General features: G+C 71.3%; 24 protein-coding genes and 2 pseudogenes. 12 read left to right on the forward strand and 14 right to left on the reverse strand.

What is annotated here, in order from left to right; translation table 11 throughout:
* The 4 genes and pseudogenes from ACTIFU_RS09660 to ACTIFU_RS09675 form a co-directional block, all read right to left on the reverse strand.
* Positions 1-188: pseudogene (locus ACTIFU_RS09660) on the reverse strand (TRAP transporter large permease); the annotation flags it as partial.
* 3 nt (positions 189-191) lie between these two features.
* On the reverse strand, positions 192-629 hold the full coding sequence (locus ACTIFU_RS09665) for a TRAP transporter small permease (RefSeq protein WP_439578093.1): 438 nt from the start codon (positions 627-629) through the stop codon (positions 192-194).
* Between the two features lie 53 nt (positions 630-682).
* Positions 683-1,687 carry a TRAP transporter substrate-binding protein gene (locus ACTIFU_RS09670; RefSeq protein WP_439578094.1) on the reverse strand — a complete coding sequence of 335 codons (1,005 nt, stop codon included), beginning with the start codon at positions 1,685-1,687 and terminating at the stop codon, positions 683-685.
* A 5-nt stretch (positions 1,688-1,692) separates the two neighbouring features.
* Positions 1,693-2,637, reverse strand: coding sequence for a 4-hydroxy-tetrahydrodipicolinate synthase family protein (locus ACTIFU_RS09675; RefSeq protein WP_439578095.1), 945 nt, complete (start codon positions 2,635-2,637; stop codon positions 1,693-1,695).
* A gap of 127 nt (positions 2,638-2,764) precedes the next feature.
* Between ACTIFU_RS09675 and ACTIFU_RS09680 the strand changes: the two are divergent.
* From ACTIFU_RS09680 to ACTIFU_RS09695, 4 genes and pseudogenes are all read left to right on the forward strand, one after another.
* Positions 2,765-2,935, forward strand: a pseudogene (locus ACTIFU_RS09680) (SelT/SelW/SelH family protein); the annotation flags it as partial.
* 63 nt (positions 2,936-2,998) lie between these two features.
* Positions 2,999-3,931: a zinc metalloprotease HtpX gene (locus ACTIFU_RS09685; RefSeq protein WP_439578096.1), complete on the forward strand. Its 933-nt coding sequence runs from the start codon at positions 2,999-3,001 to the stop codon at positions 3,929-3,931.
* A gap of 11 nt (positions 3,932-3,942) precedes the next feature.
* Positions 3,943-4,149 carry a DUF3553 domain-containing protein gene (locus ACTIFU_RS09690; protein WP_439578097.1) on the forward strand — a complete coding sequence of 69 codons (207 nt, stop codon included), beginning with the start codon at positions 3,943-3,945 and terminating at the stop codon, positions 4,147-4,149.
* Positions 4,146-4,913: a TSUP family transporter gene (locus ACTIFU_RS09695; protein ID WP_439578098.1), complete on the forward strand. Its 768-nt coding sequence runs from the start codon at positions 4,146-4,148 to the stop codon at positions 4,911-4,913. The genes ACTIFU_RS09690 and ACTIFU_RS09695 overlap by 4 nt, the downstream gene beginning before the upstream one ends.
* Positions 4,914-4,994: 81 nt before the next feature.
* On the opposite strand, the gene ACTIFU_RS09700 is transcribed toward ACTIFU_RS09695, so the two are convergent.
* Positions 4,995-6,212, reverse strand: coding sequence for an MFS transporter (locus tag ACTIFU_RS09700; protein ID WP_439578099.1), 1,218 nt, complete (start codon positions 6,210-6,212; stop codon positions 4,995-4,997).
* A 107-nt stretch (positions 6,213-6,319) separates the two neighbouring features.
* Between ACTIFU_RS09700 and ACTIFU_RS09705 the strand changes: the two genes are divergently transcribed.
* The gene (locus tag ACTIFU_RS09705; RefSeq protein WP_439578100.1) at positions 6,320-6,820 is read left to right on the forward strand and encodes a GNAT family N-acetyltransferase; all 501 of its coding nucleotides are present in this window, start codon (positions 6,320-6,322) and stop codon (positions 6,818-6,820) included.
* Between the two features lie 7 nt (positions 6,821-6,827).
* Here the strand turns inward: ACTIFU_RS09705 and ACTIFU_RS09710 are convergent, their stop codons facing one another.
* The 5 genes from ACTIFU_RS09710 to ACTIFU_RS09730 form a co-directional block, all read right to left on the reverse strand.
* Positions 6,828-7,880 (reverse strand): DUF2332 domain-containing protein, encoded by a 1,053-nt coding sequence (locus ACTIFU_RS09710; protein WP_439578101.1) that lies wholly within the window; start codon positions 7,878-7,880, stop codon positions 6,828-6,830.
* A 4-nt stretch (positions 7,881-7,884) separates the two neighbouring features.
* Positions 7,885-8,571: a DUF2848 domain-containing protein gene (locus ACTIFU_RS09715; RefSeq protein ID WP_439578102.1), complete on the reverse strand. Its 687-nt coding sequence runs from the start codon at positions 8,569-8,571 to the stop codon at positions 7,885-7,887.
* Positions 8,568-10,064 (reverse strand): tripartite tricarboxylate transporter permease, encoded by a 1,497-nt coding sequence (locus tag ACTIFU_RS09720; RefSeq protein WP_439578103.1) that lies wholly within the window; start codon positions 10,062-10,064, stop codon positions 8,568-8,570. The genes ACTIFU_RS09715 and ACTIFU_RS09720 overlap by 4 nt, the downstream gene beginning before the upstream one ends.
* 9 nt (positions 10,065-10,073) lie before the next feature.
* Positions 10,074-10,529 carry a tripartite tricarboxylate transporter TctB family protein gene (locus ACTIFU_RS09725; RefSeq protein WP_439578104.1) on the reverse strand — a complete coding sequence of 152 codons (456 nt, stop codon included), beginning with the start codon at positions 10,527-10,529 and terminating at the stop codon, positions 10,074-10,076.
* Between the two features lie 112 nt (positions 10,530-10,641).
* The gene (locus tag ACTIFU_RS09730; RefSeq protein WP_439578105.1) at positions 10,642-11,625 is read right to left on the reverse strand and encodes a Bug family tripartite tricarboxylate transporter substrate binding protein; all 984 of its coding nucleotides are present in this window, start codon (positions 11,623-11,625) and stop codon (positions 10,642-10,644) included.
* 137 nt (positions 11,626-11,762) lie between these two features.
* Between ACTIFU_RS09730 and ACTIFU_RS09735 the strand changes: the two genes are divergently transcribed.
* Genes ACTIFU_RS09735 through ACTIFU_RS09745 form a run of 3 tightly spaced genes read left to right on the forward strand, consistent with a single transcriptional unit; the run spans position 11,763 to position 14,718 of the window.
* A complete protein-coding gene (locus tag ACTIFU_RS09735; RefSeq protein WP_439578106.1) occupies positions 11,763-12,947 on the forward strand; it encodes a M20 metallopeptidase family protein in 1,185 nt (394 codons plus the stop codon).
* A complete protein-coding gene (locus ACTIFU_RS09740; RefSeq protein WP_439578107.1) occupies positions 12,944-13,738 on the forward strand; it encodes a creatininase family protein in 795 nt (264 codons plus the stop codon). Before ACTIFU_RS09735 ends, ACTIFU_RS09740 begins: the two co-directional genes overlap by 4 nt.
* On the forward strand, positions 13,738-14,718 hold the full coding sequence (locus tag ACTIFU_RS09745) for a ketopantoate reductase family protein (RefSeq protein ID WP_439578108.1): 981 nt from the start codon (positions 13,738-13,740) through the stop codon (positions 14,716-14,718). Before ACTIFU_RS09740 ends, ACTIFU_RS09745 begins: the two co-directional genes overlap by 1 nt.
* On the opposite strand, the gene ACTIFU_RS09750 is transcribed toward ACTIFU_RS09745, so the two are convergent.
* On the reverse strand, positions 14,706-15,713 hold the full coding sequence (locus tag ACTIFU_RS09750; protein WP_439578109.1) for a hypothetical protein: 1,008 nt from the start codon (positions 15,711-15,713) through the stop codon (positions 14,706-14,708). The two genes, ACTIFU_RS09745 and ACTIFU_RS09750, sit on opposite strands and share 13 nt — an antisense overlap.
* 50 nt (positions 15,714-15,763) lie before the next feature.
* Here ACTIFU_RS09750 and ACTIFU_RS09755 point away from each other — a divergent pair, with 50 nt between their 5' ends.
* Complete coding sequence (locus tag ACTIFU_RS09755; protein ID WP_439578110.1) at positions 15,764-16,351, forward strand: cytochrome b; 588 nt, start codon at positions 15,764-15,766, stop codon at positions 16,349-16,351.
* Between the two features lie 3 nt (positions 16,352-16,354).
* On the opposite strand, the gene ACTIFU_RS09760 is transcribed toward ACTIFU_RS09755, so the two are convergent.
* Both ACTIFU_RS09760 and ACTIFU_RS09765 read right to left on the reverse strand, forming a co-directional pair.
* On the reverse strand, positions 16,355-16,582 hold the full coding sequence (locus tag ACTIFU_RS09760) for a hypothetical protein (protein ID WP_439578111.1): 228 nt from the start codon (positions 16,580-16,582) through the stop codon (positions 16,355-16,357).
* 31 nt (positions 16,583-16,613) lie between these two features.
* Positions 16,614-17,684 (reverse strand): NAD(P)-dependent oxidoreductase, encoded by a 1,071-nt coding sequence (locus ACTIFU_RS09765; protein WP_439578112.1) that lies wholly within the window; start codon positions 17,682-17,684, stop codon positions 16,614-16,616.
* A gap of 74 nt (positions 17,685-17,758) precedes the next feature.
* Here ACTIFU_RS09765 and ACTIFU_RS09770 point away from each other — a divergent pair, with 74 nt between their 5' ends.
* The gene (locus ACTIFU_RS09770; RefSeq protein ID WP_439578113.1) at positions 17,759-18,091 is read left to right on the forward strand and encodes a DUF1491 family protein; all 333 of its coding nucleotides are present in this window, start codon (positions 17,759-17,761) and stop codon (positions 18,089-18,091) included.
* 7 nt (positions 18,092-18,098) lie between these two features.
* Here ACTIFU_RS09770 and ACTIFU_RS09775 read toward each other — a convergent pair whose 3' ends face one another.
* Positions 18,099-18,650 (reverse strand): GNAT family N-acetyltransferase, encoded by a 552-nt coding sequence (locus ACTIFU_RS09775; protein ID WP_439578114.1) that lies wholly within the window; start codon positions 18,648-18,650, stop codon positions 18,099-18,101.
* A 68-nt stretch (positions 18,651-18,718) separates the two neighbouring features.
* On the opposite strand from ACTIFU_RS09775, the gene ACTIFU_RS09780 reads away from it, so the two are divergent.
* Both ACTIFU_RS09780 and ACTIFU_RS09785 read left to right on the forward strand, forming a co-directional pair.
* Positions 18,719-19,741 carry an ABC transporter substrate-binding protein gene (locus tag ACTIFU_RS09780; protein ID WP_439578115.1) on the forward strand — a complete coding sequence of 341 codons (1,023 nt, stop codon included), beginning with the start codon at positions 18,719-18,721 and terminating at the stop codon, positions 19,739-19,741.
* Positions 19,742-19,748: 7 nt separating this feature from the next.
* Positions 19,749-20,525: an ABC transporter permease gene (locus ACTIFU_RS09785; protein WP_439578116.1), complete on the forward strand. Its 777-nt coding sequence runs from the start codon at positions 19,749-19,751 to the stop codon at positions 20,523-20,525.

Raw genomic sequence — 20,525 nt, forward strand, 5'->3', positions numbered from 1 at the left:
AACAGCGGCACCGCCAGCAGCGGGAAGTTGTCGATGCCCTGAAGGATCTGGTTGGCGAGGCTCTCGAGCGGCAGGTCGAGCTGGAGCAGCACCACGAGCGAGGTCAGCAGGAGCGCGAAGCCGATCTCGATGCGCAGGAACACCAGCAGGAAGAACAGCCAGATCAGGATCGCGAGGGGGGTGAACACGGTTCAGGCCGCGAAGGCCGCGCGGCATGCGGTGATGTCGCGCACGGCCACCTCGACCAGGAACAGCAGCATCAGCGCCGCGCCGACCGGCATCGCCGCCATCTGCCATGCCTCCGCGATCCCGAGCGTCTCGAGATCGCGGAACAGGCCGATCTCGGTGAAGCCGATCCCACCCCAGAACAGCACGGCCGCGGCGACGGCGATCCCTGCGTCGCCGAGCAGCTTGAGGCATGCACGGCCGCGCGGCATCGACGGCGGCAGCACCTCGCACACGTAGTGCGCCGAGCGGCGCACGGCCACGGCGGAGCCCAGGAAGACGCACCAGGTGAACAGGAACAGCGCCGCTTCCTGGGTCCAGATCGCGGGCACGCGCAGCACCTCGCGGCCGCCCACCTGCCAGGCGATGGTGAGGATCAGGCCGGCGAACAGGAGCCCGAGCAAACGGACCAGCGCCCGTTCGAGCCCTGCATTGACGGCGACGAGCAGCCGCAGCGTCAGGCCGTGCGCACGGCGGCGCGCACCATGTCGAGCAGGTCGCGCGCGTTGTAGCTCTGGGCAAGCTCGTCCTGGAGCGGTGCCAGCGTGCGTGCGAAGGCGGCGCGGTCGGGCTCGTGCACGGTGATGCGGCCGGCGAACTCGGTGCGCGCGCGCCGCACCACCCCCTCGTCCGCCTCGATCCCGGCGCGGGTGCCGACCTCCATCGCCTCGGCTGCTGTGGCGCGGAACGTCGCGCGATGCGCCTCGGGGATCTTCGCAAGGCTGCGCGCCGACATCGTGAAGTGCCCGACCTGCACCTCGTGCATGGTGAGCGACAGATGCGGTGCGACCTCATAGAAGCGCTCGGCGATGTAGCCCGAGAGGCTGCTCTCCAGCGCCTGTGCCACGCCGGTCTGGATCGAGGTGTAGACCTCCGCCCAGTTGATCGTGACGGGCAGGGTGCCGAGCGCCTGCCACTGCCGCGCGACGGCCGGCGAGGGCGGCACGCGCATCTTCAGCCCCTTGAGGTCGTCGAGCGTGCGGACGGGGCGGACGGCGGAGAGGTTGCGCGTCCCGCCCATCATGAAGCCGAGCAGCATGAGCCCCGTGCGCCGCTCCTCGTAGAGCGCCTGCACGCGCGCGGCGATCGGCCCGTCGGCGCGCATCGCGCGGCGGAACGCGTCGTAGTCCGGGATCAGATAGCCGAGCGAGAACACGTTGTACTGCGGCACCTGGGCGGCGGCGTTGTTGGTGGTCGAGATCATCAGGTCGATCGTGCCGAGCCGCATCTCGTCCAGCACCGCGCGGTCAGGTCCGAGCTGGGCCGAGGGGAACAGAGTGGAGCGCACGGCACCGTTGGTGCGCTTGGCGATCTCCTCGCCGAACCAGTCGGCCGCCGCGTTGTAGGGATGCGGCGAGGTGACGAGCGTATGGAGGCGTAGGCTCACGGCGGCCTGCGCGCGCGCCACGAAGGGCGTCGCGAGCAGGGTCGAGCCGACGAGAAGCGAGCGGCGCTGGATCATGGTCGTCACTCCGCAGCGAGGGGAAGGGTGGGGGCCAGGCGCCAGCCGTACGTCGCGTCGAGCCCGAGCGCGTGCACGATCTCGATGCCCTTGGCCAGGTGGGCCGCCTCGAGACCGCGGAGCGGCCGGCGTAGATCGCCGGCGGGGAGCCCGACCGCCTTCATCAGCGATTTCACCGCGACCGGGTTGATCGCCGAGTAGGTGAAGTGCAGCAGCGGCAGCAGCCGCAGGTAGGTCTCGCGGAACACCGCACTCCGCTCCGGCGTGGCCCACGGCGTGGAGAGGCGCGCCATGCCGGCCGGGTCGATGTTGCCGGTCATGTTCGCCGTGCCGTGTCCGCCGAGCGACATGGTGGGCACGACGAGGCCCAGATTCGGGCTGTCGCAGCACATCACCGTCGCGTCCGGCCTGCCGGCGAGCACCTGCGCCACCTGGCCGACGCGCGCGGTCGACTCCTTCAAAATGACGTAGTTCGGGTGGCGGAACAGGCGCAGCAGCGCGTCCCAATGCAGGTCGGTCTTCACCCGTGGAGGGTTGTTGTAGATGCCGAGCGGCAGATCGACCGCATCGGCGACCTCGGCGAAGAACGCCTCGATGTCGGATTCGGCCGCACAGATATAGGCCGGGGCCGCAAGGATCGCGCCGTCCGCGCCGTTCGCCTTGGCGTGGCGCAGGTAGCCGATCGTCGTCTCGGTGTTGTTGCCGGTGCAGCCGTAGAAGAACTTCATCCGCCCGTCACGGAAGCGGATCGTCTGCTCGACGATCGCGCGGCGCTCCTCCGGGCTCAGCATCGAGACCTCGCCGGTCGAGCCCATGATCAGCACGGCGGACGTGCCGTTGGCGGCCTGCCAGTCGAGCAGGGAGCGGAAGGCGCCGAAATCGACCGCGCCGTCGGCGTTGAACGGAGTGATCAGGGCGACGAAGCTGCCCTCGACCCGCATCTTGGCCATGGTTGAACTCCCGGTTCCGATGCCTCACGTTAAGCGCGAGGGGCCCGCCGGTCCAGGCCGGCCCCGGCGCGGGAGAGCATGGATGACATACGAGATCCAGTACTGCACCTCCTGAAACTACGAGCCGCGGGCCCTCCGTGCGAGGGATCGACTGCTCGCGAAGAACCCCGGGGCGATGGTGACGCTCATCAAGGCCTCCGGCGGCGTCTTCGAAATCCTGAAGGACGGCAGGCTGGTGTGGTCGAAGAAGGCCACCGGCAGCTTCCCGACCGACCAGGAGGTGGACGCGCTGGCCTGACCGGTGTGTCGAGGGTGCGGCGCGGCGGGAGCGACCCCGCCGCGCCGGTCACAGATGAGATCCATGGCCCAAGTGGTGCTCGACCGCGCGGCGATCGCGCGCATCCGGGTCCGCAACCGGATCGAGACGACGGCGACGCTCGCGGCGCTGGCGCTGCTTGCCGGGGCGATCGGCTTCCTCGCCGCTGGCGTCGACGGGCTGGTGATCGGCGCGATCATGGTCGCGGCCGGGCTCTCGTTCGGCGCGCTGCCGGCTGATGCGGTGTTCCGGCAGGGCTTCGGCGCGGCACCGCTCTCGCCGTTCCAGGCCCCCGGGCTGAATGCGCTGGTGCAGGAGCTGTCGAGCCGGGCGGGCCTGCCGGCCGTGCCGCGCCTCTATCTGCTGCCCGTACCGGTGCTCCAGGCGGTTGCGGCCGGAACCACCGAGCGGCCCGGGATCGGCGTGACGCGCGCGCTGGTCGAGACCCTGCCGGCCGACGAGCTCGCCGGGGTGCTCGCGCACGAGATCAGCCACGTGCGCCACGGCGACCTGACGGTGATGCGGGTCGCCGCGGCCGCCTCGGGCATCACGCGGGCGATGGCGCAGGCGGGACTGATCGTGCTGATCCTCTGGGGCGCGGGCGCGTTCGGCGCGCATCCGCTGCTGCCCGTACTGCTCATCCTCGCGCCCCTCGCGTCCGACCTGCTCACGCTCTCGCTGTCGCGCACGCGCGAGTTCCTTGCGGATGCCGGCGCCGTGGAGCTCACCGGCGACCCGCTCGCGCTCGCCTCGGCGCTGAAGCGGCTCAAGGCTCTGCAGGGCGACGATTTCGAGCGGCTTGCCTCACGCGGGCCGCGCTGGCTCCGCTGGTTCCGCACCCACCCGACGATCGAGGAGCGGGTGGCGGCGCTCGCCGCTGCTGCCGTGCCGGTTCGTCCGGCGCGGCCCGCCTGGGACGGCGTGCCCTGGACCTCGCCGCCGGCCGTCCGCCGCCGGCCCAATCCCTGGCGCCGATAGGCGCGGATGACGTGCGCGGCTATCGTCGCGCCATGACACCGCTCTCGCCCGGCATGCGCGTCCGCAACCCGAACCGGCCCGACTGGGGCGAGGGCCAGGTGCAGTCGGTGGTCGGCAACCGGGTGACGGCGAACTTCGAGCATGCCGGCAAGCTGCTCGTGAACACCGCGGTCGTGACGCTCGATCCGGTCGAGACCGAGCGCGATCCGGTCGCGTGAGTGGTGCCATGGAGGCGGGGTGGGGCGCGGCCTTTGCCGCGCTGATCGACTGGCGGCTTGCGCTCGCGGCCGTCGTCACCGCGGTCGCCGGGGTGATGCGCGGCTTCGCCGGGTTCGGCACCGCGATCACGCTCGCGCCCACCTTCAGCGTGCTCTGGGGACCCGCGGTCGGCGTGCCGACCATGCTGCTGATGGAGGCGCTGATCGGCAGCCAGCTGCTGTTCGGCGCCTGGAGGGACGTCAATCGCCGGGTGACCATCCCGATCACCCTGGCGGGCTGTCTGCTGGTGCCGGTCGGCACGTGGATCCTGTTCCTGATCGATCCCGAGACGCTGACGCGCGCGATCGGCGCACTCGTGCTGCTGTTCGGCGCTCTGCTGGCATCCGGCTGGCGCTACCAGGGCGCGCGGCCGCTGCCGCTCAACCTCGCGGTCGGTGCGACCGCCGGCGTGCTGAAGGGGGCAACGGGGATGAGCGGCCCGCCCGTCATCCTCTATCTGCTGGCCGGCAACGAGGCGGCGAAGGAGCACCGCGCCAACCTGATCCTGTTCTTCGCGGTGCTCGGGCTGGTCGCGCTGATCCCGCCGTTCCTGACCGGCCTGTTCACCCTGGAGGTGCTGGCGAAGGTGGTCGTGCTGACGCCATGGCTGCTCATTTTCGTCCGGATCGGCGCGGCGCTGTTCGGGCGGATCGGCGCGAGGCAGTTCCGCACCGTGGCCTATGGCGTCCTCGCCGTCGTCGGCGTTGCCGCGCTGGTCGCGTGAGGGGTCGGTTTCGCGCGCGGCCGCCCCACCAACCCCGCGCGATACCCGTTCTCCAAAGGTCCGGCCTCTGGAGATCTGGTATCAGCCGCGTGGCCGGGCGTCGCGCGCGAACAGCAGATAGACCAGCAACCCCGAGCCGAGGCAGGCCGCGACTGCGATGAAGGCGGCCGCGTAGGCGTCGGGCGAACGGACGCCGTCGACACCTGCGGGAAACGCGCCGACCACCCGCCCGGCGAGCACGGGCAGCGCGGTCGAACCGATGAGCTGGAACAGGTTCACCGTCGTCACGCCGCGTCCGGCAAGCGCCTCGGGAAAGAGGCTGCGCCCGTGCGCCACCGTGACGACGCTGTAGCACGTGACAAGGCACAGCAGCACCAGCAGCCCGATCGCGAGCGCGGTGGAGCGGTGGCCGAATGTGGCAAGCCCGACCAGGGTCGCGATGGTCGCGCAGGCGCCGGGCACGACGATCCACTTGCGCGTGTTCAGCCTCAGGTCGAGCGGGCCCACCACCAGCGTGCCGGCCGCCTGTGCCGCGGCCATCGCCAGGATCACGTGCCCGCGCGACACCGGCGCGAGGGCGTGCACATCGGCCAGATACGGGCCGGCCCAGAGCGTCAGCACCACGGCCGCGCTCGCATAGACGAAGGTGTGCATGGCCAGCACCGGCAGCAGCCCCCTGGTGCGCCAGACCGCCAGCAATCCGGCGAGCACCGCGGCAAGCCGCTCCGGCGGCCGCGGCGGGGTCTCGCGGCCGGGCGGGTCGTCGGTGACCAGGCGGTGGAAGGCGAGCGTGATGAGTGCGGTCAGCGCCGCCGAGGTCGCGAACATGCCGCGCCAGCCGATCAGCGCCGCCCCGGCGGCGAGGGGGGTGCCGGCGGCAAGACTGCCGATCTGGCTCAGCGCGAAGACGCGGCTGACGGTGGTCGCGAGCCGGGCCGGACCGAACCAGCGCGCGCACAGCACGACCGAGGCCATGAAGCTCGCCCCGCAGCCGGCGCCGAGCAGCAGCCGCGCACCGATCAGGCTGGCCGGGTCGACCGCCACGGACTGCAGCGCCGCGCCGACCACCGCCGGCAGGCCCAGCAGCGCGACCGTGCGGCGTGGCCCGATCCGGTCGAACAGCAGCCCGACGGGGATCTGCATCAGGCCGAGGGTGAAGAAGAACGCGCCATTGGCGAGGCCGAGCGCGTCCGGCGACAGGGCGAGATCGCGCGCGAGTTCGGGGGCGAGCGCACCGAGGTTCGCGCGATGGAAGTTGCTCATCGCGGTCAGCGCCGTCAGCGCGGCGATCAGCCGCACGACTGTGCCCGGAGCGGGGCCGGCTCGGTCCTGGGGGTCTCGCGTCACGTCCGCGACGATGGCATGGAACGGGGCCGCGATCCCTCGCCCAGGACCGAAACGCTGCCATGCCCATCCGTGACGCGACTGAGGCCGACCTGCCGGCGATCCTCGCCATCACCAATGACGCGATCCTGACGACCACGGCGAACTGGAACATCCGACCCGTCACGCTGGAGGCGCGCAGGGCCTGGTTCGCCGACCGGCGCGCCTCGGGCTTGCCCGTGCTGGTGGCCGAGCAGGCGGGGATCGTGCGCGGCTTCGCGAGCTACGGCCCGTTCCGCGCCTTCGACGGCTACGCGCTCACGGTCGAGCACGGGCTCTATGTCGCGCGCGACGCCCAGCGTCAGGGCCACGGGGCGGCGCTGCTCGGGGGCCTGATCGCGCGCGCCGAGGCCGCCGCACTCCATGTGATGGTCGCGGGGATCGAGGCCGGCAACGCGGCCTCGCTCGCGCTGCACGAGCGGCTGGGCTTCGTGCGCGTCGGGCTGATGCCGGAGGTGGGGCGGAAGTTCGATCGCTGGCTCGACCTGGTACTGATGCAGCGGAGCCTCGGCGCGCGCGGCTGAACCCGGTTCAGGCGAGCCAGCGCACCTCGCGGACATGCGCATCCGCGGTGGCGAGGATGCGGACCGTGCCGCCCGGCCAGAGTGCCAGGCTGAGCGCGGCACCGCCGACCTCCGGGTTCTGCTCGAACTGCACCCACGCGACGGGCGCGTCGGCCGTCGCCCGCTCGCCCGCGGCCCGCAGGCACGCGGCGATCCGGGCCCGTCCTGCCTCCGTGACGTACTGCAGCGCGATCGAATGGCTCAGCACGCGTGTCTCACCGAGACGCGGTGGCGCGCCGAAATGGCGCTCGACGAACGCGGCGGCGTCGCCGGGCTCGATCGGCGGCGGATGCGCCGCCGCGATCGTCAGTGCGGCCTCGATCCGGGCAACCCGATCGGCCTGATCGGCCCAGGTATACGCGAGCAGCCGCTCGCGCCCCGATGCCGTGGTGGCGTCGAGCGGAGCGATGTCGTTGCCGACCCGGCGCACGATCGTCACGGTCGCATCGGGTGGCGCCGGACCGTCCCAGCGCGGCGCGAGCTGCACCGGGCTTGCCGGATCGCCGCGGGCCGCGTCGCCGTAGCGATAGCCGAAACGGTCGAGGTTCAGATTGAGTCCCGCGCTCGCGCCCAGTTCGTGCAGGGCGATCGGCAGACGCGTCTCGGCGGCAACCACCAAAAGTCCGGCGAACAGCAGGCTCGCGCGCGCGACCTCGTTGGTCTGCGGCGGCGAGGGAAGCCAGGCGAGGATGTCGGCCGCGTGGTCGCTGAAGGCCGCCGAAACCGCCTGCCACAGTCGCGCCTCCGGCGGCAGCGGGTTGGGCGGATAGACGTCACGCAGCCCTGGTGCCGCGTTGCGCCGGACCAGCGCATGCAGCGCGCCGGCGAGCCGAAGCGGGAGGGCATCCCCGCGCGCGTTCGGCATCTCGCCCGGCCAGTCGAGCACGTCCCGTCCGACCGCGGAGCTCCGGTCAATGCGCACGCCGATCACCGCGCAGAGACGGCTGGTGAACGGCGACCCCAGGCGCTCGCACCATGCCGCCTGCTCGGCGAAGGCGCGACGGACGGCCTCCTCGGACATGGCGTCAGACCAGTGGCAGCGGCCGGGCCGAGTAGCCGTGCCGGATCACGCGACGCAGCAGCGGGTCCTCCAGTTCGAACGCGAAGCGCGCGCTCGGCCGGATGCCGCCGATCGCGGCGAAGGTGCCGCCGAACATCACCGTGCCTTCGGGCAGCGGGGCGCCGCCGGACCAAGCGGCAATCAGCGAGTCCGGCGTGCGCAGCGCGGCGGCCGTGCCTTCCTGGTAGAGCGTCAGCCGCCCCGCCTCCTCGATCCAGGCGCGCAGCACCAGCCGGTCCCAGTGCGGGGCGACCTCCTCGAAGCGCCACAGCACCGGCGCGATCACCTTGGGGCAGAGCTGCTTCGAGACGTCGATCGCATAGGCCTCGACCCGCCGGTCGGTGTGGTCGGAGCCGACACCGATCCAGAGCCCGTCGGCCATGCTGAGCAGCACGAACTCGACCTCGCCTGAGCTGTCGGGGCCGAGCACCTCGACCGCGCGCGCGGTCGTCAGCAGATTGGCGCCGTTGCGGAAGAACGCCGGAATGGTCGGCGGCGGCTTCACGCCGATCGCGCGCAGCTCCTCGACGTGGTGCTGCACGGCCGCCTGGTCACGACCGGTGAGTCCGGCAATCACCAGGTCACGAGGCTCGAACGCAAGCTGGTACGTGCCGGCCGCGGTGACACAGCGGAACCCGAGCGGACCGTTCATCCGCCCGCGAGCGCCTCGTCCTTGCCCTTGCGGACCGACGGCAGCGCCATCGCAACCACGGCGATCACGGCGAGCGCGAGCATTGTCGCGCTGATCGGCCGCTCGAGGAACACCATCGGATTGCCGCGCGAGAGCAGCATCGCACGCCGCAAGTGCTCCTCCATCATCGGGCCCAGCACGAAGCCGATCAGCATCGGCGCCGGCGGACAGCCGATCTTGCTGAACAGGTAGCCGAGGAAGCCGAAGACAACGGTGACGAACACATCGAAGCTGTTGTTGTTGAGGCTGTACACGCCGATCGCGCAGAAGATCAGGATCGCCGGATACATCAGGTCGTAGGGGACCTTCAGCAGGCGCACCCACATCCCGATCATCGGCAGGTTGATGATCACCAGCATCAGGTTGCCGATCCACATCGAGGCGATCAGGCCCCAGAACAGCTCGGGCTGGGCCTCGATCATGCGCGGCCCGGGCTGGATGCCCTGGATGATCAGCGCGCCGACCATCAGCGCCATCACGGCATTGGCCGGGATGCCGAGCGTCAGCAGCGGGATGAAGCTCGTCTGCGCCGCGGCGTTGTTGGCGCTTTCCGGCGCGGCGACCCCCTCGATCGCGCCCTTGCCGAACAGATGCTTGTTGCGGCTGACCCGCCGTTCCAGCGTATAGGCGCCCATCGAGGACAGCGCCGCCCCGCCGCCGGGCAGGATGCCGACCAGGGTGCCGAGCGTCGTGCCACGGGCGATCGGGGCGGCGACGCGCTTCCACTCCTCCTTGGTCAGCCAGAGCCGGGAGATCTTGGTCTTGAGCGCGGCCCGCACCTCCGGCATCTCGAGGTTGCGGATGATCTCGGCGATGCCGAACATGCCCATCGCCATCGGCGCGAAGCCGATCCCGTCGGAAAGTTCGGGGATGTCGAAGGTGAAGCGCTGCTGGCCGGTCTGCACATCCGTGCCGACCAGGCCGAGGCCGACGCCTGCCACCATCATGCCGATCGACTTGACGACATTGCCCTCGCTCAGCACCGCCGAGACGATCAGGCCGAGCAGCATCAGCGAGAAATAGTCGGCCGGGCCGAACGAGAGCGCAACGGTCGTCAGCAGCGGACCGGCGGCGGCGACGACGATCGTCGCGGTGCAGCCGGCGATGAAGGAGCCGATCGCCGCCACCGCCAGGGCGGGTCCCGCCTGGCCGTTCTTCGCCATCTGGTAGCCGTCGAGCGTGGTGATGACGGAGCTCACCTCGCCCGGCAGGTTCATCAGGATCGAGGTGGTCGAGCCCCCGTACTGAGCGCCGTAGTAGATGCCGGCAAGCATGATGATCGCCGTGGTCGGCGGCATGCCGAAGGTGAGCGGCAGCAGGAGCGAGATCGTCGCCACCGGGCCGATCCCCGGCAGCACGCCGATCGCGGTGCCGAGCAGCGCGCCGATGAAGCACGCGGAGAGGTTCTGGAACGTCGCGGCGACGCCGAACCCGAAGATGAGATTCTCGAGCATGGCGGTGCCTCAGTAGGACCAGGGGAACAGCCGGATGCGGATGTCCAGGTACCAGATGAACAGGACCCAGCAGAGCGCCAGCATGAACAGCGCGAGCCCGACGACGCGCAACGGCTTCCAGACCTTCTCGGCGAGCGAGGCGATGCCGATGCACAGCACGATCGAGCCGACGAAGCCGAGCCGTTCCACGGTCAGCCCGTAGACCGTCATCGCGGCCAGGATCAGGCTCATGTCGCGCCAGGCGAAGCGGCCGATCGGCTCGGGTCCGGTGAACAGCCCGCTGATCAGGATCACCACCCCGAGGGCGGCGAGGATACCGAAGGCGAGCATCGGCATGTAGCCAGAGCCCATCCGGCGCGCTGAGCCGATCGGGTGTGACTCGAAGTTCAGGTACAGCATCACGCCCGCGAAGGCGATGAACATCACGCCGGCGAAGATGTCCTGCGCGTCGGGTCTGAGCCGCATGAACCGGGTCCCTTGTGCGGCCCGGCAGCCGCGGCAATGAACCTCCCGGCTCGAAGTCTAGATCAACTTGCCCGTTCGGGAAATGGGCGATACGGGAACGCAATGATGGAGGCTACTCGACGGTTGCCCCCGAGGCGCGCACGACCGGCGCCCAGATCGCGATCTCCTCGGCGACGAAGGCGCTGTACTGCCTGGGCGTCATCTCGACGATCCCGCCGCCGATCTCGGCGAATCGGCGCACCACCTCCGGCTCGCGCAGGATGGCGCGGATCTCCGTGTTGAGCCGCTCCACGATCGGGGCCGGCGTCCCGGCGGGCGCCGAGATGCCGAACCACTGGTAGGAGACGACGTCGACTTCGAGTTCCTTGAAGGTCGGCACGTCCGGGAAGGCCGGGTTGCGCGCCGAGCCGCTGGTTGCGATCGCGCGCACGCGTCCGCCGCGGATATGGCCCGAGGCCGAGGGCAGGCCGTCGAACATCAGCGGCACCACCCCGGCGATCGTGTCGGTCATCGCCGGCCCGGCGCCGCGGTAGAAGATGGGATTCAGCCTGATCCCCGCCGCCTGGGCGACCCGCAGGCCGAGCAGGTGGTTGGACGATCCCGCGCCGGAGACGCCGAAATCGAGCCCGTCAGGCCGCGCCTTGGCCACCCGGACCACCGAAGCGAAGTCCTGCGCCTCGAACCCGGGATGGGCGACCATCACCGACGGATTGCGCGTGACGAGGGCGATGTGGACGAAGTCCTTCATCGCGTCGTAGCGCAGGGTCCGGTGAAGCGTCGGCGCGATCCCGTGGCTGGCGATGTTGCTCATCACCAGCGTCTGGCCGTCGGCAGCAGCCTGGGCGGCGATCGCGCTGCCGATGGTTGCGCCGGCACCGGCCCGGTTCTCGGCGATCACCGGATGGCCCAGCCGCGGCCCAAGCCGGTCGGCGACCAGGCGGGCCATCACGTCGGTGGTGCCGCCCGGCGCGAACGGCACGATCAGGCGGGTCGGGCCGTTCGGCCAGGACTGCGCGCGCAGCGCCGCCGGGGCCGCGAGCGCGGCGCCCAGGGCCGCAAGCGCCGTCCGCCGCCCGAGCCGTGCGCGTCGCGCCATCGTTCGCTCCCTGTCGCGTTCCACGTTTCGCGTCTATCGCACGCGCCCCGATGGCCGGGCAAGCGGACTGCATCGCGCCTTGCCGGGTGGTGGGCCGCACCGCATGATCGCGTCTTTCGCGAGCCAGGACATCCTGCATGACCGCCAATGACCCCGACGCCGCGATCCGCGACGAGACGGTGCGGCTCGAACCGCAGCTGATCGCGCTGCGCCGCGAGTTGCACAAACGGCCCGAACTCGCCTTCGAGGAGCACGAGACGGCCGCCGTGGTCGCGGCCGAGCTCGCCCGGCTCGGGATCCCCGCGCGCACCGGCGTCGGGAGGACCGGCGTGGTCGGGCTGATCGAGGGTGGCCGGCCCGGGCCGACCCTGCTGATCCGCGCCGATATGGACGCGCTGCCGATCCGCGAGCGCACCGGCCTGCCCTTCGCTTCCGAGCACGACGGGCTGATGCATGCCTGCGGGCATGACATCCACACCGTCACGCTGCTCGGCGCGGCGGCGGTGCTGAAGGCGCTCGCGCCGGCGCTGGCCGGGCGGATCAAGCTGATCTTCCAGCCCGCCGAGGAGATCCTGGAGGGCGCGCCGGCGATGATCGAGGACGGGGCGATGGACGACCCCGGCGTCGACATGTGCCTGGGCTTCCACAACTGGCCCTGGGGCAAGGTCGGGCAGATCCAGTATGTGCGCGGCGCCTGCCAGGCGGCCTCCGACGCGTTCGACATCGTGTTCCACGGCCGGTCGGGCCATGCGGCGCATCCGCAGGCCGCGATCGATCCGATCGCCGGCGCGGCGCTGTTCATCGGGCAATTGCAGACGCTGGTGTCGCGCGAGATCAACCCGCTCTCGCCCGCGGTGGTGACGGTCGGTCAGATCAGTGGCGGAACGGTGCGCAACATCATCCCCGACCAGCTCACGCTGAAGGGCACGGTGCGGACGATGGACAGCGCCGCGCGCGACGCGGTGGAGGCAGGGATGCGCCGGCTGCTTGCGGGCGTCGAGGCCGGGCTCAGGCTGCGGAGCGAGCTCGACTACACGCGCAAGGTGCCGCCGCTGGTGAACGACGATCGCGTGCTCGACCGGGTGCTGGGCGCCGCACGCGCGGTGGTGGGCGAGGCCGCGGTGACGTCCGGCACGCCGAGCATGGGCTCGGAGGATTTCGCCTGCTTCGCCGAGCGCGCACCGGGCGCGCATCTTCGCATCGGCTCGGGCGCGCCCGGCCGATCCGACGTGCTGCACAACAGCGACTACCAACCGGACGAGGCCTGTATTGCCGTGGGCGTGCGAACGCTCTCGCGCGCTGCACTGGAGCTGCTGCAATGACGAAACTGAGGCTCGCCGAGCTCACCTCGGGCGAGGCGAAGACGCGCCTGTCGAACCGCCCGACCATCCTGCTGCCGATGGGCAGCCTCGAAGACCAGGGGCCGCACGCGCCGATGGGCGACTATCTGCTCGCGGACGCGATCGCGCTGAGGATCGCCGAGCGCGCGGTGGCGCTGGGCGCGGATGCGCTGGTCGCGCCGGTGCTGCCCTTCGGCGGCGAGGACTATTTCGGCACCGTGTCCGGCGGGATCGCGCTGTCGCACGCCACGCTGCTCGCGGTGATCCGCGAGATGCTCGAACGCCTGCTCGCGCACGGGCTCGACCGCATCCTCATCGTCAACGGCCATGGCGGCAACACGCATGCGATCCATGAGGCCACGCTCGCGATCAAGCATGCCGACGGCACGCTGATCCCCTCGCTCTATGTCTGGCGCGTGCTGTACGGCGCCTGGCCGAAGCTGACGGGCGGGGATACCGCGGGCAAGGTCGGCCATGGCGCGGACCCGGTGTGGTCGGTCGCGCTGGCGCTGTTCCCTGAACTCTGCCGGCCGGACATGATCCCGGACCCGGTGCCGCCGAGCTCGATCCAGGGCATGGCCGTCACCGGCCTCGGTGCCGCCCGGTTCGACGAGATCGAGATCGGCCTGCCGATCGAATACGACATCGCCGCGCCGAACGGCGTGCTCGCCGGCGATCCGCGCCGCGGCGACGCGGCGGTCGGCGAGCGCGCGGTCACCTGGCTTGCCGAGCAGGGCGCGCGCCTGATCGTGCATCTGCGGGACCAGGGCTGATGCGCATCGCGGTCTTCGGCGCCGGCGCGATCGGCGGACACATCGCGTTCCGGCTCGCGCGCGGCGGGGCGGAGGTGTCGGTGGTCGCGCGCGGGCGGTATCTCGAGGCGATCCGCGAGCGCGGCATCACCGTGCGGGCGCGCGACGTCACCGACACGGTCCGGGTGACGGCGAGCGACGATCCGCGCGACCTCGGCGCCCAGGATGCCGTCATCACCACCGCGAAGGCGCATTCGCTGCCCGAGATCGGGCGGACGATCGGCCCATTGCTTGGTCCCGATACGCCGGTCGCGTTCGTGGTGAACGGTATCCCCTGGTGGTACTTCCACCGCCACGGCGGCGAGCACGACGGGCGGCGGATCGAGCGGCTCGATCCCGGCGGCGTGCTGTGGGACGGCGTGGGCGTGGCGCGCGCGATCGGCGGGGTGGTCTATTCCGCCTGCACAGTGCTCGATCCGGGTGTGATCCATGTCGAGAACCCGACCAACCGCGTGATCTTTGGCGAGCCCGACGGCACGATCTCGTCGCGCGCGGAGGCGATCGCGGCGGCGCTGCGCGCGGGCGGGATGGGCGGCGAGGTGGTGCCGGACATGCGCGTCGCCGTCTGGGAGAAGCTCGCCGGCAACATGGGCAACGGCCCGCTGGCGATCCTCGCCGGGCGGCGGATGAAGGACTACATGGCGCAGCCTGCCATCCACGCGGCGGCGATCCGCGCGATGGAGGAATGTCACGCGGTCGCGCGCGCCTGGGGCTGCGAGGTGAAGGCCGATCCGGCAAAGCGGGCGGCGGCGAATGCGGGCAGTTCGCACAAGCCCTCGATCCTCCAGGACATGGAGTTCGGCAAGCCGATGGAGGTGGACGCCCAGCTGGTCGTGCCGCTGGAGCTGGCGCGGCTCGCCGGCGTGGAGACGCCGACACTGGATCTGACGATCGCGCTTGCGGTGGAACGGGCGCGCGCCGCGGGGCTCTACTCCGGCTGAGTCAGGGGCTGGTCGGTCTGGCCGAGCACCCAGCCCTCCCAGCGGAGCAGCGCGGGATCGTCGGGACGGGCTTCGGATCGGCGCCCGAGCAGAACGTTAAGAACGCCAAACAGACCGCAAACGCAATCGAACCGGTCCTCGCCGGCCGTGTTCGCACCGAAGCCGTCGGCGACCGCGGCGACGAGCTCGGGCGCGAGCGCGATCCCGGCGTCGCGCGCCCAGGCGAGGAGCGTACCGCGCGCCGCAACGCGTGCCGATTGGCTGCGCTTCGAGCCGATCAGCCTCAAGCCAAGATGACGGTAGCACTCGGCCGGGTAGGTCTCGGCCAACACAAGCGCTCCCGGCATGGCTAGTTCGGCGAGCGTCCCCTCGAACGGCCAGAGCCGGATCGGCGCCTTGGCGGTAAGGCTCGGCAGCAGCATGTCGCGCCACGCGCGGATGGCGGCCTTTCCGGCCTGGTTCGCGCCCAGGGTCCAGAACAGCGGAGCGCCGGCCGGGCGGGTTGCCGTGCGCAGGTCGCAGCGCCGGCCGAGGCAGGATGTATCCGGCAGGCCGAGCGCCGCCGCATGCGCCGCGCGCGACATGCCGCGCATGCCGCGCGCGGGGTAGAACGGCCGGTCGGGCGAGACCTCGTCCAGCGTCGCGGCGACCGAGAAGAAGTCTGGTCGCGCGGCCAGCCCTCGCAGGAAGGCAGGGAAGTCGGGTGTCTCCGCGTGGCGCTCGGCGTAGAGGCGCGGGAGGCCGAGCGGCACGTCGAGCCCGAGCACGGCGGCACCGCCCCCCGCTGCCGCCATGAGGCGAGGTCCGAAAGCCTCCGGTACGCCGACCAGCGCGGGTGCAGACGCAGTCCAGGGTCCGGAGCTGTCGCGGCGCGCGACCGCCACCCAGCACTTGCGCGGGTCGCTTGACCAGTCCGCGTGTGCGGCGAGGGTGACCTGAGGAAAGCGGGAAGTCAGTCGCGTCGCCTCGCCGGCCGTGTCATGGATACGCGCCATGGCGCGGCGCTGTGGCATAGTGCGGCCGCGAACGGCAAGGAGCGCGCGGCATGAACGTGGCGACGGCACGGGTTATGGCGGGGACGGACGCGTCGCACCCGGACGGCCAGTACAGCACCGTCGCGAAATGGTTCCACTGGATCACGCTGGTGCTGATCGCGACCGCGCTGCCCGTGGGCTTCGTCCTCAAGTACCTGAAGGACGAGCCCTTCGCGACCAAGATGGTGTTCTATGCGGTGCACGAGAGCGCCGGACTGACCATCCTGCTCGTCACCCTCGCCCGGCTCGGCTGGCGGATCGCCAACCCGCCGCCGCCCCTGCCCGACCACATCCCCGCGCAGATGCGGCTGGCGGCGAACACCGTGCACTGGCTGCTTTATCTCGGGCTGATCGTGCAGCCGGTCCTGGGCTTCACCATGACCAACGCCTTCGGCTTCCCGATGCAGGGCGCCACCGCCTATCTCGGCGTCATCGACATCCCGGCGGTCATGGCGGAGAACCAGAGCCTCGCCGAGACGCTCAAGACGCTCCACACCTGGGTCGGCTACTCGATCGCCGCGCTGCTGGTCGCGCACATCGCCGGCGCGGTCTATCACCACGCCATCCGCCGCGACGGGACGCTGATGCGGATGCTGTAGCGGCTATCGCTCGCCCCGGGCGCGGGCAAGGGCGCGGCGGAGCAGCCCAGGTTTCTTCGGCTGCGGAGGCGGAGCTGCGGCGGCTGCGGCTGCACGTGCGGCATGAGCCCGCCCGCGCTCCTTCTGCGCCATCCACTTTTCAAGTGTCATGCCCGCCTTGGCGGCGCGCTTCGACTCGTAGGTGCGCTGCGCCTCGGTCATGTCGGCGGTGGGGTCCTTGGCCTTGGCCATCGTCGTCGTCCCTCGGGAGAGGGCGCGGACGCTACTCGGCGGCCAGGCGCGCTTCAACGTCCCGCCCGAACATGGCCGCGAAGCGCTGCGCGAATGCAGGCCAGGCGGCGGGGTTGACGAGGCGGGGTGGGCGCTCGCCGTTCACGAACAGGCCGATCAGCTGTTCCGCGCCCCAGGTGGCGATGCGCCGCCGGCTTTCCTCGGTCACGCCCGCGGTGTGCGGGCTCGCGAGCACGGCGGGGTGGTGCAGCAGCGGATTGTCGAGCGGCGGCTGCGGCTCGCGGTCCCAGCAGTCGAGCCCGGCGCCGGCGAGCTGGCCGGACTGCAATGCGGCCAGCACCGCGCGCTCGTCGTGGATGAACTGGCGCGCGGTGTTGATCACGATCGCGCCGGGCCGCATCAGCGCGAGCGCCGCCGCGCCGATCATCCCGCGCGTCTCGTCGGTCAGGGGACAGTTGATCGACACCACGTCGGCCTCGGCGAGCAGCGTCGCGAGCGCCACCTTCTCCGCGCCGCGCGCGGCGATTGTCGCGGCGTCGAGATAGGGGTCTGCGGCGAGGATGCGGCAGCGGAAGGCGAGGCGGCAGATCTCGGCGATGCGCGTGCCGATCAGCCCGAGCCCGATGATGCCGACGGTGCGGTCCGCGAGCTCACGCCCCATCACGGTCTCGCGCACCTGCATCGTGCTGGTGCGCATGGCGGCCTGCGCCTCCGGGATCCGCTTGAGCAGCGCGAGCATCATCCCGACCGCGTGCTCGGCGACACCCTCGGCGTTGCCGCCCTTCTGGTTCATCACGATCACGCCGGCCTCGGTCATCGCTGCGACATCGACCGTGTCATAGCCGGCACCGTGGCTCGATACCGCGAGCAGGTCGGGGGCGACGCGGAGCAGTGCGGCATCGGCCCAGAGATGGCGCGGCAGCTCGTCGCGCAGGCTGCCGGTCTGGTAGGCCCGGGCGCCGGCGAACAGGGTCGGGACCTCTTCCGGGGGCGTGTCGGGGCCGCAGCGGCGCAGCGCGAATTCGGGCCGGGCGCGCATGATCTCGAGGAACACCGGGCGCGGCGTCGGTTCGGCATAGACGAGGGCAATCGGCTCGGGCATCGGATCGGGCTCGCGTGGCGGACGGCGCGAGGCTAGGGGGTGCCGCGCGCCGCGTCGAGGCATGGGAGACCTGCATGGAGGCTCGCCTGAAATCGGGGCTGTGGGTGCGGGCCGTGATCCGCCAGTGCGACCGGATGGCCCGCGCCGCGGTGGTGCTGCGCAAGGGCGACCCGGATTCGGGCGGCATCCTGGTGGTGCTGCGCGGGGCCGAGGGCTCGGCCGTGCTCGCCCAGGCGCGCGACGCCGAGGGGCGGCCCGCCTGGGTCCGCGGCACCGGCGAGGTGCCGGCGAACCAGGAGACGGTCGATGCCTATCTCGCGCGCCAGGTGAAGCGCGACCCGGACGTCTGGGTGGTCGAGATCGACGCGCCTGACCTGGTACCCCCGTTCGAGGCGCGGGTGGTGTAGCGCCGGCTCAAGCCAGCGCGGTCGGAACGCGGCGGTATACCCAGAGATCGCAGGGCACGCCGAGCAGCTCGGTCGGTCCCTCGCGCACCCCACCGAGCCGCGCCGCCACCCGCTCCGACGCGGTATTCCCGGGCTTGATGAAGCTGACGACTCGCTCCGTCGGCACATGGGCCCAGGCCCAGTCGAGCGCGGCGCGGCTCGCTTCGGTCGCGAGGCCCCGACCCCAGGCCGGGCGCGTGAGGGCGTAGGCCAGTTCCGGCTCCGGCCAGCCGGCGAGGTGCAGGATCCCCGCCCGGCCGAGGAAGCGGCCGCTCGCGCGCTCCTCGAGCGCGAAGCAGCCATAGCCCTTCAGCGCCCATTGCCCCATCAGCAGCGCCATGCCCGTCCAGCTCTCCGCGCGCGAGCGCGGCTTGCCGGCGGCAGGCCCGACGCCGAGATGGCGCATCACCTCCGGGTCGGCCTGCATCGCGGCATAGGCGTCGAGATCGGCCTCGGTGAAGCCGCGCAGCACCAGCCGGTCGGTGACGAGGCGGGGCACGAGGTCGTTCGTTGTGATCATCATCGGAGCGTGGCATGCAGCACGCGGGGCCGCTACCGTCCGGCCGCCGCTCCTGGGAGACCCAACGAATGACGCTCGCCGCCTCTCGCCGCGCCGTGCTCGCCGGCCTGCTCGCCGCCCCCGCGGTCCGCCCCGCCGCCGCGCAGGGGGCGGCGTTGCGCTTCACGCTGGACTGGACGTTCCAGGGCCCGAACGCAGTGTTCCTGCACGCCAGCCGTGCCGGCTACTACCGGGCAGAAGGGCTGAACGTGACCGTGGATGCCGGGCAGGGCAGCGCCGGTGCGATCCAGCGCATTGTCGGCGGTGCCTACGAGATGGGCTTCGCGGACCTGAACAGCGCGATCGAATACAACGCCAACAACCCGAACGCGATGATCAAGGGCGTGATGGTGCTGTTCGATGCCGCGCCGTTCTCGATCCTCTCGCTGAAGCACACCGGCATCTCGGCGCCGAAGGATCTCGAGGGCAAGACGCTCGGCGCGCCGCAGTTCGACGCCTCGTTCCGGCTGTTCCCCGCGTTCTGCGCCGCCAATGGGGTCGACCGGACCAAGGTGCGTGTGCAGGCCATGGCCCCGCCGCTCCGCGAGACCATGCTGGTGCGCGGCGAGGTCGATTTCATCACCGGGCACTTCTACACCTCCATTCTGGAACTCCAGGCGCGCGGCGTGCCCGCGAACGACATCGTCGTGTTCCTCTACGCGCGGCTCGGCCTGCCGTTCTACGGCAACGGCATCCTCGCCTCGCCGCGCATGCTGGCCGAGCGCGGCGATCAGGTGCGCGGCTTCCTCCGCGCGACCGTCCGTGCGATGCGCGAGATCGTCGCCGCCCCCGCAACCGCGATCGCGGCGCTGAAAGCGACCGACCCGCTGGTCGATGAGGCGATCGAGACCGAGCGGCTGCGCATGGCGCTCGCCGACAACGTGCTGACCCAGCGTGTCCGGCGCGATGGTTGGGGCGGGGCCGAGCAGGACCGGCTGGCTGCCTCGATCGAGCAGGCGAGTGCCGCGCTCGATCTGCCGCGCCGGATCGCGCCGTCCGATCTGTTCGACGGAAGCTTCCTGCCGCCGCCGGCCGAGCGGATGCTGACGTGACGCGCTGATGCGCTGGTTCGCGACCCCCGCGGCCGCGCCGTGGATCGTCACGATCGGGCTGTTCCTCGCCTGGGAGGGCTACTGCCGGGCGAGCGGCATCAGCCCGTTCATCCTGCCCGCGCCGTCGGCGATCTTCGACGCACTCTGGCGCTTCCGCGCGGGGATCTGGCTGAACGTCGAGCAGACGCTGCTGACCACGATCGCGGGGTTCGGCATCGCGGTCGCTTTCGGGCTGTTCCTCGGCGTCGCGATCGGCGCCTCCGCCTGGCTCTACGCGGCAATCTATCCGCTGCTGGTCGCGTTCAACGCGATCCCGAAGGTGGCGATCGTACCGGTGCTGGTGATCTGGGTCGGCATCGGCACGGTGCCGGCGATCATCACCGCGTTCCTGATCAGCTTCTTCCCGATCGTGGTGAATGTCGCCACCGGGGTGGCCACGGTCGAGCCCGAGCTGCTCGACGTGCTGCGCAGCCTGGGCGCGAAGAAGCGCGACATCATGCTCAAGGTCGCGATCCCGCGCTCGCTGCCCTACTTTTTCGCCTCGCTCAAGATCGCGATCACGCTCGCCTTCGTGGGCTCCGTGATCAGCGAGACGGTGGCGGCGAACCGGGGCATCGGCTTCCTGATGCTGCGCGACGCCTCGGCGAACGTTCCGCGCATGTTCGCTGCCCTGCTGCTGATCGCCGCGCTGGCGGTGGCCATGTATGGGATCGCCGCGCTGATCGAGCGTCGCTTCACGCGCTGGGCGACGCGCGGCGCGCAGGCCTATGCCACGGGCGGATGA

It is taken from the genome of Elioraea sp., from assembly GCF_051860475.1.
Classification (GTDB): domain Bacteria; phylum Pseudomonadota; class Alphaproteobacteria; order Acetobacterales; family Acetobacteraceae; genus Elioraea.